This window comes from Nocardioides sp. J9 (assembly GCF_007829375.1).
In the GTDB taxonomy this organism is placed as follows: Bacteria; Actinomycetota; Actinomycetes; order Propionibacteriales; family Nocardioidaceae; genus Nocardioides.
On record NZ_VLJQ01000053.1, the window covers coordinates 55,454 to 71,734 of the forward strand.

Annotated in this window: 17 protein-coding genes and 1 pseudogene; 10 read left to right on the plus strand and 8 right to left on the minus strand. The window is 73.4% G+C overall.

Features of this window, described 5'->3' with window-relative positions:
- The first annotated feature begins 25 nt into the window (after positions 1-25).
- Positions 26-685, plus strand: coding sequence for a response regulator transcription factor (locus L615_RS05140; RefSeq protein WP_028657032.1), 660 nt, complete (start codon positions 26-28; stop codon positions 683-685).
- A 453-nt stretch (positions 686-1,138) separates the two neighbouring features.
- Here the strand turns inward: L615_RS05140 and L615_RS05145 are convergent, their stop codons facing one another.
- Positions 1,139-1,549 (minus strand): pyridoxamine 5'-phosphate oxidase family protein, encoded by a 411-nt coding sequence (locus tag L615_RS05145; RefSeq protein WP_186449742.1) that lies wholly within the window; start codon positions 1,547-1,549, stop codon positions 1,139-1,141.
- Between the two features lie 162 nt (positions 1,550-1,711).
- On the opposite strand from L615_RS05145, the gene L615_RS05150 reads away from it, so the two are divergent.
- Positions 1,712-3,301 (plus strand): GAF domain-containing sensor histidine kinase, encoded by a 1,590-nt coding sequence (locus L615_RS05150; RefSeq protein WP_145724332.1) that lies wholly within the window; start codon positions 1,712-1,714, stop codon positions 3,299-3,301.
- A gap of 7 nt (positions 3,302-3,308) precedes the next feature.
- On the opposite strand, the gene L615_RS05155 is transcribed toward L615_RS05150, so the two are convergent.
- On the minus strand, positions 3,309-4,814 hold the full coding sequence (locus L615_RS05155) for an acyl-CoA carboxylase subunit beta (protein ID WP_222430449.1): 1,506 nt from the start codon (positions 4,812-4,814) through the stop codon (positions 3,309-3,311).
- Between the two features lie 82 nt (positions 4,815-4,896).
- Between L615_RS05155 and L615_RS05160 the strand changes: the two genes are divergently transcribed.
- Positions 4,897-5,331, plus strand: a complete 435-nt coding sequence (locus L615_RS05160) for a hypothetical protein (RefSeq protein ID WP_145724334.1) — start codon at positions 4,897-4,899, stop codon at positions 5,329-5,331.
- On the opposite strand, the gene L615_RS05165 is transcribed toward L615_RS05160, so the two are convergent.
- Genes L615_RS05165 through L615_RS05180 form a run of 4 tightly spaced genes read right to left on the minus strand, consistent with a single transcriptional unit; the run spans position 5,297 to position 8,276 of the window.
- The gene (locus L615_RS05165; protein ID WP_036517531.1) at positions 5,297-6,301 is read right to left on the minus strand and encodes a 5'-3' exonuclease H3TH domain-containing protein; all 1,005 of its coding nucleotides are present in this window, start codon (positions 6,299-6,301) and stop codon (positions 5,297-5,299) included. The genes L615_RS05160 and L615_RS05165 overlap by 35 nt on opposite strands.
- Before the next feature lie 30 nt (positions 6,302-6,331).
- The gene (locus tag L615_RS05170) at positions 6,332-6,919 is read right to left on the minus strand and encodes an SRPBCC family protein (RefSeq protein ID WP_145724335.1); all 588 of its coding nucleotides are present in this window, start codon (positions 6,917-6,919) and stop codon (positions 6,332-6,334) included.
- Entirely contained in the window at positions 6,916-7,299 is a 384-nt protein-coding gene (locus L615_RS05175; RefSeq protein ID WP_028655528.1) for a helix-turn-helix transcriptional regulator, read from the minus strand. Before L615_RS05175 ends, L615_RS05170 begins: the two co-directional genes overlap by 4 nt.
- A 59-nt stretch (positions 7,300-7,358) precedes the next feature.
- The gene (locus L615_RS05180) at positions 7,359-8,276 is read right to left on the minus strand and encodes a metallophosphoesterase (protein ID WP_145724336.1); all 918 of its coding nucleotides are present in this window, start codon (positions 8,274-8,276) and stop codon (positions 7,359-7,361) included.
- A gap of 61 nt (positions 8,277-8,337) precedes the next feature.
- Between L615_RS05180 and L615_RS05185 the strand changes: the two genes are divergently transcribed.
- Both L615_RS05185 and L615_RS05190 read left to right on the plus strand, forming a co-directional pair.
- Positions 8,338-9,081, plus strand: coding sequence for an endo alpha-1,4 polygalactosaminidase (locus L615_RS05185; RefSeq protein ID WP_145724337.1), 744 nt, complete (start codon positions 8,338-8,340; stop codon positions 9,079-9,081).
- Positions 9,082-9,107: 26 nt separating this feature from the next.
- On the plus strand, positions 9,108-9,458 hold the full coding sequence (locus L615_RS05190) for a UBP-type zinc finger domain-containing protein (RefSeq protein ID WP_145724338.1): 351 nt from the start codon (positions 9,108-9,110) through the stop codon (positions 9,456-9,458).
- Here L615_RS05190 and L615_RS23710 read toward each other — a convergent pair.
- Positions 9,448-10,191 (minus strand): fibronectin type III domain-containing protein, encoded by a 744-nt coding sequence (locus L615_RS23710; RefSeq protein WP_145724339.1) that lies wholly within the window; start codon positions 10,189-10,191, stop codon positions 9,448-9,450. The genes L615_RS05190 and L615_RS23710 overlap by 11 nt on opposite strands.
- A 95-nt stretch (positions 10,192-10,286) precedes the next feature.
- Here L615_RS23710 and L615_RS05200 point away from each other — a divergent pair, with 95 nt between their 5' ends.
- Together L615_RS05200 and L615_RS05205 are read left to right on the plus strand one after the other, a co-directional pair.
- Positions 10,287-10,715, plus strand: a complete 429-nt coding sequence (locus L615_RS05200; protein ID WP_145724340.1) for a hypothetical protein — start codon at positions 10,287-10,289, stop codon at positions 10,713-10,715.
- Positions 10,712-12,514 carry an acyl-CoA dehydrogenase gene (locus L615_RS05205; protein ID WP_145724341.1) on the plus strand — a complete coding sequence of 601 codons (1,803 nt, stop codon included), beginning with the start codon at positions 10,712-10,714 and terminating at the stop codon, positions 12,512-12,514. The genes L615_RS05200 and L615_RS05205 overlap by 4 nt, the downstream gene beginning before the upstream one ends.
- Here L615_RS05205 and L615_RS05210 read toward each other — a convergent pair.
- The gene (locus L615_RS05210) at positions 12,486-13,463 is read right to left on the minus strand and encodes a glutathione S-transferase family protein (protein ID WP_396954713.1); all 978 of its coding nucleotides are present in this window, start codon (positions 13,461-13,463) and stop codon (positions 12,486-12,488) included. The two genes, L615_RS05205 and L615_RS05210, sit on opposite strands and share 29 nt — an antisense overlap.
- Positions 13,464-13,655: 192 nt before the next feature.
- On the opposite strand from L615_RS05210, the gene L615_RS05215 reads away from it, so the two are divergent.
- The 3 genes and pseudogenes from L615_RS05215 to L615_RS23720 all read left to right on the plus strand — a co-directional run bounded on the left by L615_RS05215 (position 13,656) and on the right by L615_RS23720 (position 15,665).
- The gene (locus L615_RS05215) at positions 13,656-14,273 is read left to right on the plus strand and encodes an AIM24 family protein (RefSeq protein ID WP_145724342.1); all 618 of its coding nucleotides are present in this window, start codon (positions 13,656-13,658) and stop codon (positions 14,271-14,273) included.
- Between the two features lie 5 nt (positions 14,274-14,278).
- Positions 14,279-14,890: pseudogene (locus L615_RS24700) on the plus strand (AIM24 family protein); the annotation flags it as partial.
- A 28-nt stretch (positions 14,891-14,918) separates the two neighbouring features.
- On the plus strand, positions 14,919-15,665 hold the full coding sequence (locus tag L615_RS23720; protein ID WP_222430450.1) for an AIM24 family protein: 747 nt from the start codon (positions 14,919-14,921) through the stop codon (positions 15,663-15,665).
- Positions 15,666-16,281: the final 616 nt, after the last annotated feature.

The window sequence follows — 16,281 nt, forward strand, 5'->3', positions numbered from 1 at the left end:
GGTCGATCAGGTCTACCGTGGGAGCGTGAGCGAGAACCCCACGCCCGAGGGCGACCGGATCACCGTCTACCTGCTCGACGACCACGAGATGATCCGTCGCGGGATCCGCGACCTGCTCGAGTCGGAGGGCGACATCGTCGTCGTGGGGGAGTCCGAGTCCGCCCAGGAGGCGACCCGCCGCATCCCCGCCCTGCGCCCCGACGTCGCGATCCTCGACGGCCGGCTGCCCGACGGCTCCGGCATCGACGTGTGCCGCGACGTCCGCTCGCAGGACCCGTCGATCCGCGCGCTCATCCTGACGTCGTACGACGACGACGACGCGCTCTTCTCCGCGATCATGGCCGGGGCCGCCGGCTACGTGCTCAAGCAGGTGCGCGGCAACGACCTGCTCGACATCGTCCGCCGCGTCGCCGCCGGCCAGTCCACCCTCGACCCCTCGGTCACCGCGCAGGTGCTGGAGCGGATCCGCACCGGCCCGAAGGTCAACAAGGAGCTCGCCTCGCTCACCGACCAGGAGCTGCGGGTGCTCGAGCTGATCGGCGAGGGCCTCACCAACCGGCAGATCGCCAAGGAGATCCACCTCGCCGAGAAGACGGTGAAGAACTACGTCTCCTCGCTCCTCGCCAAGCTCAACCTGTCGAGCCGCACCCAGGCCGCCATCTACGCGGTCAAGAACCAGCGCTGAGCTGATGGCGCGAGCGCGTCGCCTGTCGAGGGCTGCGCGCAGGCACTCGCAAGCTCGGCCCGCACTTGCCCTCGACGCGCCTCCGGCGCGGGCGCCGCGCTGCCGCGCGCGCAGTTGGCTCCGGTAGGTGGTTGCGTTGGCCAGGCGGTAAGCCTTGGGTTCGTATCGCCGTATTCCCGGTGGTTGAGGTGCGACGAGCGCTAGCGAGGAGCCTCGAAACCTCCGGGCCTGTCAGGCGGGCTGTGACGGGCACAGCCCGGTGCAGCGGGGCCGCAGGTTTCGAGGCTCGGCGCTGGGGCGCCTCGCACCTCAACCAGCGGCGGACGGGGGCGGGCGCCGCGCTGCCGCGCGCGCAGTTGCCTCCCGTAGGTGGTGGGGTCCGCCTGGCGGCAAGACTGGCGTAGGTGGTCCGAGCGTTGCTCCCGGCGGTTGAAGTGACCTCGACCAGCGACGTCAACCGGCGGTGGTCGGGGAGACCACGCGGCGGCCGGAGACGGAGGTGACCTCGACGCGGAGGTCGAGGGTGCGGGCGCCGGTCACCCAGGTCTCGGGACGCTCGTCGCCGGCGCGCACGCGGTGGCAGCGGCCGCGCAGCAGCACGCTCCAGCCCTCGTGGCTGTCGGGGTCGACGTGGTCGACCTGGAAGGCCACCTCGCGCTCGGCGCTGTCGCGGGCGAGCAGCGAGTAGGGCGTCGTGCGCAGGACGATCCCGCCGTCGTCGGCGAGGAAGTTCACCGGCACGACCGAGATGCCCTCGGTGCCCGCCCAGGCCACCCGGCCCACGGGCTGGGTGCGCACCAGCTCCCAGCACTCCGGCTCGGTGAGGACGACCAGCCGGCCCGGCTGGACCTCGGACTGCGACATCGGGACCACCTCCACTCTCGGGGACCTCCCCATGGTGCGCCCTCGCCGGCCGCTGCGACAGGCCTCGAGGGCCCTGGGGCGGCGGGACCTTCGACCCGACTCCGGCCCGCGCCCCGGCGGAGCGCTGCTAGCGTCGCCGCAGCGACGGTGCGGGAGGTGCGGATGGGAGCGACGGACGACGGGGCGGGGCGCCCGGCAGGACGGGTGGACCTCGACGGCGTCGAGTTCGAGGACCTGGTCCGTGCGGTCCTCGACCGCATGCACGGCGCGCTCGACCAGCAGGCACGGCTGCAACTGCTGCTCGACGCAGTCGTCACCATCTCCGCCGACCTCAGCCTCGACGGCGTGCTCGCCCGGATCGTCGCGATCGCCAGCCGCCTCGTCGACGCGCAGTACGCCGCGCTCGGCGTGCTCAGCGCCGGCACCCGGCGTCGGTTGCGCACCTTCGTGCACCACGGGATCTCCGACGAGCTCGCCGCCGAGATCGGTGACCTGCCCACCGGCCACGGCCTGCTGGGGCTGATCATCGACCGCCCCGAGCCGCTGCGGCTGCACGACATCGCCGAGCACCCGGAGTCCTACGGCTTCCCGCCGAACCACCCGCCGATGAGCTCGTTCCTCGGCGTCCCGGTCCGGATCCGGGACCGGGTCTTCGGCAACCTCTACCTGACCGAGAAGGCCGGCGGCGGGGACTTCACCGCCGAGGACGAGGAGATCGTCGTCGCGCTCGCCGCGGCCGCCGGTGTGGCGATCGAGAACGCCCGGCTCTACGAGGGCACCGCGACCCGGGAGGCGTGGGCCCGGGCGACCGCCGACATCGCCGCGCGGTTGTCCGACCCCGGCCCGCTGCCCGAGTCCTGCGCGGTCGTCGCGGAGCAGGCCCGTGAGGTCGCTGGTGCCGACGCCGCCTGGGTGAGCCTCGGGGAGCCGGGGGAGCAGGCCACGGTCGGGTACGACGGCGTCGAGCTCGACGACACCGCGTCGGTGCTGTCCGTCGACTTCGCCCCGTCGGCCCGCTCGCAGGGCAGCCTCTCGCTGGGGTGGCAGCCCGACAACGAGGACGCCTTCCACGCGCTCGACAGGCAGCTGGTCGCGGTGTACGCGGAGCAGGCGGCCACCTCGCTGCAGCTCGCCGAGGCCCGCGACGACCAGCGCCGGCTTGCGGTTCTCGAGGACCGGGACCGGATCGGCCGCGACCTGCACGACCTCGTCATCCAGCGCCTGTTCGCCGTCGGCCTCGGCCTGCAGGGCACGACCCGGCTGGTCGACCGCCCCGAGGTCGCGGCCCGCATCGACCAGGCGGTCGATGACCTCGACGCAACGATCAAGGACATCCGGCGCGCGATCTTCGGTCTCAGCGCCGTCGAGACGGCCGACGACATCCAGGCCGAGGTGACCCGGCTGGTGGAGCGGGCCGGTGCGACGCTGAAGTTCCGCCCCACCCTGCGCTTCGAGGGACCGGTGCGCACGCTCGTCCCCGACGCGCTCGCCCCGGACCTGCTGGCCGTGCTGGCCGAGGGCCTGTCCAACGCCAGTCGGCACGCGGAGGCGAGCGCGGTCGAGGTGGTGCTCTCGGCGGGTGACCGGATCATGCTGACCGTGCGCGACGACGGGCGGGGCATGGACGACAGCGTCGCCGAGAGCGGGCTGGCCAACATCCGTCGGCGGGCCGAGAAGCACGGCGGCACGCTGGAGGTCGACTCCGCCCCCGGGGAGGGCACCGTGCTCACCTGGGACGTGCCCCGCGCCTGACGGCCGGTCAGCGGGCGCGGCGCAGCGTCGCGGCGACCAGGCTGCGGGTCTCGGCCGGGTCGACGACGTCGTCGATCTCGAACATCCGGGCCGCGTTGAGGGCCTTGGCGTGCTCGCGCAGCTCGGCCGTGTGCCTCGCCACCGTCGCCTCCCGCTCGTCCTCGGGCAACGCCGCGAGCTCGTGCGCGAGCGCGAGCCGCACCGCGCCCTCGAGGCCCATCGCGCCCAGGTGGGCGTCTGGCCACGCGACGGTCAGCAGCGGGCGGTGCGTGCTGCCGCCGAGCATCGCCTGCGCGCCGAGGCCGTAGCCCCGGCGCAGCACCACGCCGGCCAGCGGCACCGTCAGGCGGGAGCCGGCGGCGACCATGCGCGACGCCTCGCGGACCAGCCCCGTCCGCTCGGCCTCGGGACCGACCATGAACCCGGGGGTGTCGACGAGCGAGAGGACCGGCACGCCCCACCGCTCGCACAGGTCGAGGAAGTCGGCGGCCTTGGTCGAGGCGTCGGTGGTGATGGCGCCGGCGAGCACGGTCGACTGGTTGGCGAGCACGCCGACGGCCAGCCCGTCGATCCGGGCCAGGGCGGTGACCAGCTCGGGGGCGAACGCCTCGCGCAGCCAGGTGACCGAGTCCGCGTCCGCCAGCGCCTCCACGACGGGACGCACGTCGAAGGCCTCGCGGTCGTTCTCCGGGAGCATGGTGCGCAGCGCGGCCGGGTCGCCCGCCGGCTCGCCCGCGCCGAGGTCCGGCTCGTGCAGCAGCCCCAGCAGGCGTCGTACGACGGCGACCGCCTCCGCCTCGTCGTCGACGACCACGTCGAGCACGCCGTTGGCGGCCTGCTCGGTGACCGGCCCGATCTCCTCCGCGGCGAAGCTCCCCAGCCCGCCGCCGGCGATCATCGCGGGACCGGCCATGCCGAGGTTCGCGTCGGGGGTCGCGATCCGCAGGTCCGCGGACCCGGCGATGACGGCGTTGCCGGCGAAGCAGCGACCGGACACGACCGCGATGCGCGGCACGACGCCCTGCAGCTCGCCCCAGAGCGCGAACGAGCCGACGTCGAGCGCGGAGACCAGCGGCAGGTCGACGTCGCCGGGGCGTCCGCCGCCTCCCTCGGTGAAGAAGACGGTCGGCAGGTGCATCCGGCCGACGACCTCGAGGAGCCGGTCGGACTTGCGGTGCCCGCGCATGCCCTGGGTGCCGGCCATGACGAGGTAGTCGTAGGACAGCACCGCGCACGGGACACCGTCGACGGTCGCGGTGCCACCGATGATGCCGTCCGCGGGAGCCTCGACGACCAGGTCCGCGAGCGGCCGGCGGCCCTCCTGCGCGGCGGTGACGAAGCGCCCGTACTCCACGAACGACCCGGGGTCGACGAGGTCCGCGATGTTCTCCCGGGCCGTGCGGCGTCCCTTCGCGTGCCACCGGGCGACCTTGTCGGGCCGTGCCTCGTCGGTCGTCAGGAAGCGCCGGGCGAGCACCTCGGTCAGTCCACGGGCCGGTGCGTCGTCGGTCACCGGGACATCATGGCAGCGCACCCACCCGGACAGTCGGAACCGCGGGCTGTCCCGGCCGTCGACCCGGTGGGACCCTCGGAGCATGGAAGGGGAGCAGCGGCCTCCGGAGTCGCTCCCGGCGCGCGTCGTCCTCGCCCTGCTGGTGGCGGCGGTGCTGCTCACCCCGTTCGTCCTGGTCGGCGCCGGCGGGTGGCTGCTCTACCAGCGCCAGACCGGCGAGGTGGTCCAGGCCGAGGTGCTGGGCTGCGAGACCGACATCGGCTACCGCCGCTCGGCGCAGCACTGCGCCGCCCGGTGGACCGTCGACGGGGTCGAGCACACCGGCCCGATCCAGGGCTCCGGCGACCAGGAGGCGGGGGAGACGGTCGAGGCGACCTTGCGCGACGGCGAGCTCTACAGCCGGTCGCTGGCCCTGCCGCTGGTGCTGCTCGGCCTGGGCCTGCCGCTGTGCGTGCTGCCGCTCCTGTGGGTGCGCGGCCGGTTCAGGCGCGACCGTACGACGCCGGCTCACCCGTGAGCACCCGCAGCGCGAGCGCGGTGGTGGCGTCCATGCCGAGGTGGCCCACGACGCGCTCGACCCGGGTGATGTCGAGGGGGAGCAGGCCGGGCGTGCCGGGCACGTCCGGCGTCAGGCCGAGGTCGAGGTCGGTGCGGCAGGTCATCAGTCGCAGGTTGAACTCGTAGCGCTCACGGGCGTCCGGCGCCTGCAGCCGGGCCAGCGTGGTGGCGCCGACGCGCCGGTTGCCGGTCTCCTCGGCCCACGAGTCGAGCGCGGCGACCAGTGCGGCGCCGTCGTTGTGCTCGACGTCGGCCCACACCGCCTGCATCGAGCCCATGTGGGCGAGCAGCAGGGCTGCGGTCTTCTCGCCGATCCCGCGCACCCCGGGCAGGTTGTCGCTGGCGTCACCGCGGACGGCGGCGAACTCGAGGTAGCGGTCCGCCGGCACGCCGTACATGATCTGCAGCGCCTTCGGGGTGAGCAGCGGCGAGCCGTTGATCCCGCCGTTGATCAGCCGCAGCACCCGGGTGTGCTCGCTGATGTGGGCGAAGGAGTCGCGGTCGGAGGTGATCACGACGCAGTCCCAGCCGTTCTCGCCGGCCCACGTCGCGGCCGACGCGTTCACGTCGTCGGCCTCCAGCCCCGGCGGGGTCAGCGTGGCCAGGCCGAGGGCGTCGAGCAGGGCACCCGCGCGCTCGAGCTGCTCGACCAGCTCGGGGTCCTTCTCGGCCCGGCCGGCCTTGTAGTCCGGGTAGAGCTCGCGCCGCAGCGAGCGCTCCCGGTCGTCGAGGCCGAAGATCACGGCGTCCGGCGCGAACGCGTCGATCGACTCGAGGATCTGGCGCAGCATCCCGTGCAGCGCCCACGCCGGGCGCCCCCCGCGGTCGCGGTGGCGCGTGTGCGCTCGCGCGTGGTGGTTGCGGTGCAGCAGCGAGGGCGCGTCGACGGCGAGCAGCAGCCGGCGGGGACGGTCGGGGGCGGGGTTCATGGCGATCCCGCCGATCCTAGGTCGGCAGCGTCAGGAGAACAGCCCCAGGTAGTGCCCGGACAGGGCGGGGTAGTAGTCGTCGAAGTCCACCGAGGCCACGTCGCCGGAGGTCTCGGCGGCGACCATCCGGTCCAGGTAGTACTCCCAGCCCGGCCCGACGCCACCGGCCATCTGCGGGTCCGGCACGTCCTGGGCGAAGGTCAGCGTGGTCACGCCGTCCTCCTCGCGCAGGTCGAGCCGCAGTCGCCAGTGCTCGGGCTCCTCTCCGTCGGTCGGCGAGGAGGTCGTGATCCGCAGCCGGTGCGGCGGCTCGCACTCGTCGATCCGGAACTCCTCGGCGGGCACCTCGTCCTCGAAGAGCATCTGGAAGGTGACCGCGCCGGACGACGGGTCGCCGGTCCACGAGCCGATCCACCGGGCCAGGCGGTCGGACTCGGTCACGGCCGCCCAGACGTCCTCGATCGGGGCACGGAAGGTGCGTTCGAGCACCACGTAGCTGACGCCGCCGTCGTCGACGCGCCGCCCGGTGGGGGCGGGGCTGGTCTGGCTGGTCTGGCTGGTCTGGCTGGTCTGGCTGGTCTGGCTGGTCTGGCTGGTCTGGCTGGTCTGGCTGGTCATGCGGTCTCCTCCTGCGGGGTGGACGGCGCGCGGCGGGTGTCGCTGCGCTCGCGGGTGGTACGACGGACCTCGAGCTCCAGGCCGTCCAGCGCGGCCTCCGGGACCGGCGGGGCGGGCCGGCGGGGTGCCCGCTCGTCGAGCTCGCCCAACCAGCGGCGGACCGGTGCGAGCCCGTCGGCGGCGAGCCGGTAGTGCCGCTCACGTCCGCGGTCCTCGGCCGTGACCAGGCCGGCCTCGCCGAGCAGGCGCAGGTGCTTGCTGATCGCCGGCCTGCTGACCGCGTGCTCCGCAGCGAGGTCGACGACCCGCGCCGGACCGCCGGCCAGCTGCTCGAGCAGGCGGCGGCGCACCGGGTCGGCGATCGCCTCGAACGGGTCCATGGGTCATTGGTAACACATTGGTTACCAAACGGGAAGGGGGTCGGCCCACTCGGGCGGGCTCAGGTCGGCGGAGGCGTGTTGAGCGGCGAGTCCTTGCGGGCGACCATGTCGAAGCGCTGCTCGGGGGTGAGTGCGCGGAAGGGCTCGAGCATCTCGAGGCCGTAGCCGCTGACCTCCGGGCCGTCGACGGCCGGCACGACGGAGTGGACCACGCGGTCGTCGTACAGGTGCAGCATGGTGAAGGCCTGGTGGGCGTCGATGCCGGCCAGCAGGCGCCGGTCGGGCGCGAGCTCGGAGGTGTAGCAGGTCGCCGACGCCACCGACACCGGGACGCCCGCGAACGTCGACCACGACGTGAAGTGGAAGTGTCCTCCGATGATCCCGCGGACATCGGAGCCCGCGACCACCTCGGCCAGCCGCTGCTGGTCGTGCAGCTCGATCAGCTCGGCCAGGCGCAGCATCGGCACCGGGATCGGCGGGTGGTGCATCGCCAGCAGCGTCCCGTGGGGCGCGGGCTCGGCGAGCACGTCGGCCAGCCACGCGAGCTGCGCGTCGCCCAGCTCGCCGTGGTGCCAGCCCGGGACCGAGGTGTCGAGCGCGACGATGCGCAGCCCGGCGACGTCGTGCACCCGGTCCTGCGGCTCGTCACTCTCCGTGCCGTAGAGCTCGCGGGAGAACGCCGGTCGTTCGTCGTGGTTGCCCATCACCCACACGACCTCGGCGCCGAACCCGGCTGCGACCGGCTCGACGACCTCACGCAGCCGCCGGTACGCCGCCGGCTCGGCCAGGTCGGCGAGGTCGCCGGTGAACACCAGCGCCTGCGGCGGCGTGGGCACGCGGGCGAGCCGCGCCAGAGCAGCCTCGAGGTGCGCGACGGTGTCGACGGCGTCGTACTGCAGCGAGTCGGCGAGCAGGTGCGGGTCGCTGAGGTGGGCGACGACGTGGGTCGGGTCGGGGTACTGGCCGAGCGGTTCCACCCGGTCAGGGTAGGTCCGCACGGCGGCGCACGGCTGGAGGACGGGCGGGGACAATGGGCAGGTGATCGCCGCGCTCGCCCTCGCCCTGGCCCTCGCCCTCGCGCCCGGGGCGCCGACGCCGCCACCGGGCGGGGGAGACGTCGACTACCAGATCGGCGGCGCGGTGCGGCCGGCTGCGCGGGTCGACGTCGTCGTGCGCGACCGCCTGGCGCCGCCCGCACGCGGTCGCTACAACGTCTGCTACGTCAACGCCTTCCAGACCCAGCCCGGCGAGGTCCGCTTCTGGCGCGCCCGCTGGCACCTCGTGCTGAAGCGCCGCGGCACGCCGGTCGTCGACGCCGGCTGGGGCGAGTGGCTGCTCGACATCCGCACGCCGCGCAAGCGCGCTGCGCTGGCCCGGATCGTCGGGCGCTGGACCGACCGCTGCGCCCGCGACGGGTACGACGCCGTCGAATTCGACAACCTCGACTCGTTCTCGCGCAGCCGCGGCCTGGTCACCCGCCGCCAGGCCAAGGCCTTCGCGCGGTTGCTGGTGCGGCGCGCCCACGCCGCCGGCCTCGCGGCGGGGCAGAAGAACTGGGCCGGGCTCGACGGGCGCCGGCTGGGCTTCGACTTCGCGGTGGCCGAGGAGTGCGGGCGGTACGGCGAGTGCGGGGACTACGTGGCGTCGTACGGGCGTCGGGTGCTGGTCGTGGAGTACCGCCGCCGCGACTTCGACCGCGCCTGCCGGCGGTGGGGCACGCGGCTCGGCATCGTGCTCCGCGACCGTGCGGTGTCGCGCGGCGGTGTCAGGGCATGGTGCTGACGCCGGCTCCGCACTAGCGTCGGGGCATGAGCGAGGACGCCCCCGAGGTCGACGTCGACGTCCCGGCCAGCGGGCCGGGCTGCGCGGAGTGCGATGCCGGAGGCGGCTGGTGGGTGCACCTGCGGCGCTGCGCCGCGTGCGGGCACGTGGGCTGCTGCGACAGCTCGCCCGCGCAGCACGCGACCGCGCACTTCCGCGCCACCGGCCACCGGCTGGTGCAGAGCTACGAGCCCGGGGAGGAGTGGTTCTGGGACTACGGCGCGCAGGCCTACTACGACGGCCCGCCGCTTGCCGAGCCGACGGCCCACCCGGCCGACCAGCCCGCTCCCGGACCGGCCGGCCGCGTCCCGGCCAACTGGCGCGAGCTCATCCACTGAGCCCTACGGCTCGGGGTCCGGGTCGGGCTCCGGGTCGGGGTCCGGGTCGGGGTCCGGGTCGGGGTCCGGGTCGGGGTCCGGGTCGGGGTCCGGGTCGGGCTCCGGGTCGGGCTCGGGTGCCGTGCGGACGGTGTAGGGACCGAACCCGGTCGCGGGGCCGAAGCCCGCCGCGTTGTGGGCGCGCGGCCGCCGTCGGCGCCGCGCCGGTCGATGCCGTCCCGATCCAGGTCGCCCCGTCCAGCGACCACTGCACGCGGTACTGGTCGATGCGGGCCCCGCCGTTGCTGGCCGGCGCGGCCCAGTAGACGCCCAGCGCCCCGACGTACGCGTCGGCCTCGGGGACCCTCGGCGCGGACGGCACCGTGCGCGGCACGGCGGCGACGGCGCGGCTCGGCCTGCCGAGCCCGGAGCCGTTGCGGGCGACGACGCGGTAGAAGGCGCGGGCGCCGTTGACCAGGCGCGGCTCGGTCCAGGCGCGGGCGCGGGGGCCGGTGTACTTCACGGTCACCCACGGCGAGGACGTGGTGTTGCGGCGCTGGACGGCGTAGGCGTCGATCCGCGAGCGGCCCTCGGACGCCGGTGCGTGCCAGGTGATGCGCACCGCCTGGTCCATCGGGACCGCTGCCACCCACCGTGGCGCCGACGGCCGGGCGGCCGCCTCCGCGGGGGCGGTGGTGTGGACGAGCATCGTCGCCAGCAGCACAGCTGCCAGGGCACGGCAGAACAACCTCATCTCGGGCCTCCTTCGACCGCGCAACCTAGTGGAGCCGGCCCCGGCGCGCGGGGGATCAGGTGAAACCGGGACGAGGATGCCCTACGCTTTCGAACATGCGTTCGGAGCGCCGGCAGTGGGAGGGGCAGGAGTGCCTCCCGCTCGACCTGCCCCCACCGGAGGCCGCACCGTCCTCGACCTCGGTCCCGACCTCGGCCCGGGCCCGCCCAGCGGCCGGGGCGGTGCAGGAGGAGGGGGACCTGCGGATCCGGCTCCGCAACGACGCCCTCGCCTCGCACGGCTGGCCGGCCGGCACCGAGCTGGTCGTCTCGACGGACCGTCGCCCGCGCCGCGGGGAAGTGGCGCTGGTGCGCGAGGGAGGGCGGTTGAAGATCGGCGTGCTGGAGGTTTCCTTCGGGCGCTCGGTCCTGCGCACCGACCATGGTCCGACCCTGCTCGGCTCGACCGCACGGATGGTCGGGGTGGTGACGGTGGTCGCCGCGCCGCTCGCGGGGATGCCCGCCGTCGTACCCTCGCCGACATGAGCCCCGACCTGCTGCTGTCCCGACGCGACGTGGAGTTCCTGCTGCACGAGTGGCTCGACGTCGCCGACCTCGTCACCCGCGATCGGTACGCCGAGCACGACCGCGACTCAGTCGACGCGGTGCTCGCGCTGTCCGCGGACCTCGCGGCCGAGCACTTCGCGCCCCACAACGCGCTCAGTGACGCCAACGAGCCGCAGTTCGACGGCGAGACCGTCACGATCATCCCCGAGGTCGCCGCGGCGGTGCGGGCCTTCGCCAAGGCCGGCCTGGCGTCGGCGGCGATGGACGCGGAGGTCGGCGGCGGCCAGCTGCCGCGGGTCGTGCAGCAGGCCTGCTTCGCCTGGTTCCAGGCGGCCAACGTCGCCTCGGCGGGCTACCCGATGCTCACCATGGCCAACGCCAACCTGCTGCTCGCGCACGCGACGCCCGAGCAGGTCGCGCGCTTCGTGCCGCCGATGCTGGACGGGCGCTGGTTCGGCACGATGTGCCTCTCCGAGCCGCAGGCCGGCTCGTCCCTGGCCGACGTCACCACGCGCGCCGTACGACAGCCGGACGGCACCTTCCGCCTCTTCGGCGGGAAGATGTGGATTTCGGGCGGCGACCACGAGCTGGGGGAGAACATCGTCCACCTCGTCCTCGCGCGGGTCGAGGGTGCGCCGCCCGGCGTGAAGGGCCTGTCGCTGTTCGCCACGCCCAAGTACGTCGTCGGCCCCGACGGCGAGCGCGGCGAGCGCAACGACGTCGTCCTGGCCGGGCTCAACCACAAGATGGGCTTCCGCGGCACCGTCAACACGGTCCTCAACTTCGGCGAGGGCCGCTTCCAGCCGGGCGGAGCGCCCGGTGCGGTCGGCGAGCTGGTCGGGGACGAGGGGCACGGCCTCGCGGTGATGTTCCACATGATGAACGAGGCCCGGATCGGCGTGGGCGCCGGCGCCGCGGCCCTCGGCTACACCGGCTACCTCCGGGCCCTGGCCTACGCCCGCGAGCGGGTGCAAGGGCGTCCGCCTGCCGGCAAGGMCCCCGCCGCCCCGCCGGTGCCGATCATCGAGCACGCCGACGTCCGGCGGATGCTGCTCGCGTCGAAGTCGTACGTCGAGGGCGGGCTCGCGCTCGTCCTCAAGGCCGCACGGTTGCTGGACGACCAGCACACCCACCCCGACGACGCCACCCGCGAGCGCGCCGGTGCCCTGCTCGACGTGCTCACCCCGGTCGTGAAGAGCTGGCCCTCCCAGTGGTGCCTGGCCGCGAACGACCTGGCGATCCAGGTGCACGGCGGCTACGGCTACACGCGGGAGTACGGCGTCGAGCAGCTCTACCGCGACAACCGGCTCAACCCGATCCACGAGGGCACGCACGGCATCCAGGCCCTCGACCTGCTCGGCCGCAAGCTGGTCATGGCCCGCGGCCGGGGGCTGCAGCTGCTGGTCGAGGAGGTGCACGCCACCGTCGAGCGGGCCCGTGCGACCGGCACCGACGCGGTCGTGGGCCACGCCGACCGGGTGGCCGAGGCCGTCGACAGGCTCGCGACCGCGGTCGCCCGCGCGTGGGAGTCGGGCGACCCGGGCATCGCGCTCGTCAACGCCACCACCGCCCTCGAGGCTGCCGGGCACGTGGTCGTGGCCTGGCTGTGGCTCGACCAGCTCGTCACCGTGGGGGAGCAGGCGGGCGCGTTCTACGACGGCAAGCGCGTCGCCGCGCGCTACTTCCTCACCCACGAGCTCCCGAAGGTGCGGCCTATGCTCGACCTGCTCGCCAGCGGCGACCAGCTGTTCAACGAGGTGGACCCAGCTTCTCTCTGAGGTGCGGGGAGTACCAGCTCTCGCGCTCCGGCCCGCGCGGCACGATCCCGGTCGGGTTGATGTCCTCGTGGACCACGTAGTAGTGCCGCTTGACCTGGTCGAAGTCGATCGTGTCGCCGAAGCCGGGCGTCTGGAACAGGTCGCGGGCATAACCCCACAGCGCCGGCATCTCGGTCAGCTTGTTGCGGTTGCACTTGAAGTGGCCGTGGTAGACGGCGTCGAAGCGGGCCAGGGTGGTGAACAGCCGGATGTCGGCCTCGGTGATCCGGTCGCCCATCAGGTAGCGCCGGTCGGTGAGCCGCTCCTCGAGCCAGTCCAGCGCCGTCCACAGTCGGTCGTAGGCCTCGTCGTAGGCCTCCTGCGAACCGGCGAACCCGCACCGGTAGACGCCGTTGTTCACCTCGGTGAAGACCCGCTGCATCACCTCCTCCATCTCCTCGCGGCAGTCGTCGGGCCACAGGTCCGGCGCGTCCGGCCGGTGGTGGTCGCGCCACTCGAAGAACAGGTCGTGGGTGATCTGCGGGAAGTCGTTGGTCACCACCGCCTTCGACGCCACGTCGACCACGGCCGGGACGGTGATCCCCTTCTCGTAGTCCGGGAACCGTGCGAAGTACGCCTCCTGGAGCCGCTCGTAGCCGAGCACCGGGTCGCGCCCGCCCGGGTCGAGGTCGAAGGTCCAGCTGCGCTCGTCGTGCACCGGGCCGGCGAGGCCCAGCGAGATCACGTCCTCCAGCCCCAGCAGGTGCCGCACGATGATCGACCGGTTGGCCCACGGACAGGCGCGGGCCGCGACGAGTCGGTAGCGCCCCGGCTCGGCGGGCCAGGTGCGGACGTCGAGCTCGCCGTCGTCGTACTGGTCCTGCGAGCGGCCCGGCTCCTTGGTGATCCGGTCCGGGATGTAGGCCATGTCGCGCTCGTAGGAGCTGCCCTCCTGGGTGTACGACGGCACGTGCGCCTCCTGCTGCCGGGCTCGCGCCCGGCGGGTCGGTGGTGGAGTGGACCTGGCGAGGTCCACCCGGGTGGTACGCAACGGCGCAGGGGGCAGACCTCGACGCCGAAAGTTTTCACGCCCGACAGGTGTGAGGTCCACCCGGCCTCGGTAGGTTGCAGCCACTGCCCGCCCTCGAGACAGGACACCCGCATGGTCACGTTGACGGCCGACAAGCGGCTGCTGCACGCGGACCTCGCCGGCGAGACGATCCGGGCCGCCAGTGGCTCGATGGTCGCCTACACCGGCAACGTCGACTTCAAGCACGCCGGCATGGGCGGCGGCGGTGGCCTCAAGGCCGCACTGAAGCAGAAGGTCAGCGGCGAGTCGATCAAGCTGATGGAGTGCTCCGGCAGCGGCCGGGTCACCTTCGCCCAGGACGCGATGGACGTCAGCGTCATCGACCTGACCGGTGACACCCTCGCCGTCGAGTCGGAGCACATCCTGGCCGTCACCCCGGGGCTCAACCTCGACGTGAAGTTCGCCGGCCTGCAGGGGATGACCTCCGGACAGGGCCTCGCCACGACCACCGTCACCGGGCACGGCCAGGTCGCGATCCTGTCCGACGGCCCGATCATCGCCCTCGCCGTACAGCCCGGCGTGCCGGTCGTCGTCGACCCGGACGCGTTCGTCGCCTCCTTCGGGCAGATGACGATGAACCTCGTCTCCGGCATCTCGTGGAAGTCGGTCATCGGCGAGGGTTCCGGGGAGCCGTTCAGCCTGCGCTTCGACGGCGCCGGCACCGTCCTCGTCCAGCCGGCGGAGAGGTGACGACGATGTCCTTCGAGAAGGTCAACAGCAAGGTCGTCCGCGCCCAGGTCTCGCCGGCGACGCCGGTGCTGGCCCGCCGCGGCGCGATGCTCGGGTACGACGGACAGGTGTCCTTCCGCCCGGTCACCAGCGGCGGCGGGGTCGGCGGCTTCGTGGGCGCCGCGTTGTCCGGCGAGTCGAGCGCGATGATGGCGACCGAGGGCACCGGCAACGTGCTCTACGGCTACAAGGGCCTGCACGTCACGGTCGTCGACCTCGACGGCACCGGCCCGCTCACCTGCGAGGCCGACCGGCTGCTCGCGCACGACGCCAACCTGCAGACCGCCATCGAGTTCATCGGCCAGGGTGGCGTCCGTGCCGCCGTCCGCGGCGCGATGACCGGCCAGGGCCTGTTCACCACCAAGGTGATGGGCGCCGGCTCGGTCGCGCTGCTGTCCCACGGCGGCACCTACGCCATCCCGGTCGACGGCGGCGGCGTCGCGGTCGACCCGCAGGCCTACGTCGGCCACGTCGGCCACGTCCAGGTCGACCTGTCCGCCAAGGTCGGCTGGCGCGACGCCGTCGGCCGCGGCTCGGGCGAGGCCTTCCAGCTGAAGATGTCGGGCCAGGGCACGGTCTACATCCAGGCCAGCGAGCAGAAGTTCTGTGGAGCAGACGATGCAGACCTACGACGCCACCACGCTGCCGGCCAACGACAACGTCAACCCCTACGCCTACTCCATCGGCCTGGCCGGGCGCTGGTTCGTCTCCAAGGGCGCGATGATCGCGTACTACGGCAACGTCGGTTTCGACGCCGTCAGCGCCTGGGCCAGCCGCGACGGCTTCATCGCCAGCCGCTTCTCCTCGCCGATCTACCTCCAGGACTGGGTGGTCGCCGAGGGCCAGGGCAAGGTGATCGTCGCCGACCGCGGGTACGACGTGCAGTCCTTCGACCTCGAGGCGGGCAACCTCACCATCCGCGCCAGCAACCTGCTCGGCTTCGAGACCGGCCTCGAGCTCAAGCAGTCGATCGTCCCGGGCTTCGTCACCCTCCTCGGCACCGGCAAGTTCCTCGCCTCCTCCAACGGCCCGGTGATCTTCGTCGAGCCGCCCTTCCGCGCCGACCCCGAGGCCCTCCTCGGCTGGGCCGACTGCCCCTCGCCCTCGCACCACTACGACGCCCAGTGGATGACCGCCTCCCTCGGCGCCATGCTCCAGGGCGCCTTCGGCCGTGAGTCGGGGGAGGAGCGCCAGTTCGACTTCACCGGCGAGGGCACCATCCTCATGCAGTCGTCGGAGACCCTCCGCGAGGACGCCGCCCTCATGCGCCTCGTCGAGCAGCAGACCAGCCTGCTCTCGCCCCAGCAGGCCGGCATCCTCGGCCAGCGCCTCGTCGCCCGCTCGCAGGGGTAGGTCGGGGCCGGGAATCACCGCCTGGGCGGTGATTCCCGGACTTGTTGACCGCTGCAGCGGCCACCAAGTACGGGAAACGGCCACCCAGTACGGCGAAGTTCGCCGGTCCGCCGTCCGGCTGGACTTCCTGACCTCCTCTGGTGCTTCCTGGCCGTTGCAATGGTCCGGAAGCGAGGGAATCGCCTCTGGAGCGGTGATTCCTGCGCGGATGACGGGGCTTCGTGGTCGGTCGAGCGGCCGCGCATCGAAGGTCAACAAACCCGCGCCGTCAAGGAGCTCGCTGCGCTGCACCGATGGCGCGAGCGCGCGGTCGGCTCCGGTGGATGGCTCGTCCGCGTGGCGATAGCCGCGGGTTCGCTTCGCCTGGCTCCCGGTTCTGATGGCGCGAGCCCGTCGCCTTCGAGGGCCGTGCGCAGTTGGCTCCGGTCGGTGGTTGCGTTGGCCAGGCGGCAAGACTCGAGGTTCGCCCCGCCTGGCTCCCGGTGGTTGAGGTGCGACGAGCGCCAGCGAGGAGCCTCGAAACCTCCGGGCCTGCGAGGCGGGCTCTGCGTGGTTGGGGCCGGTGGACCGGGGCCAGGGGTTTCGAGGCTCGGCGCTGGGGCGCCTCGCACCTCAG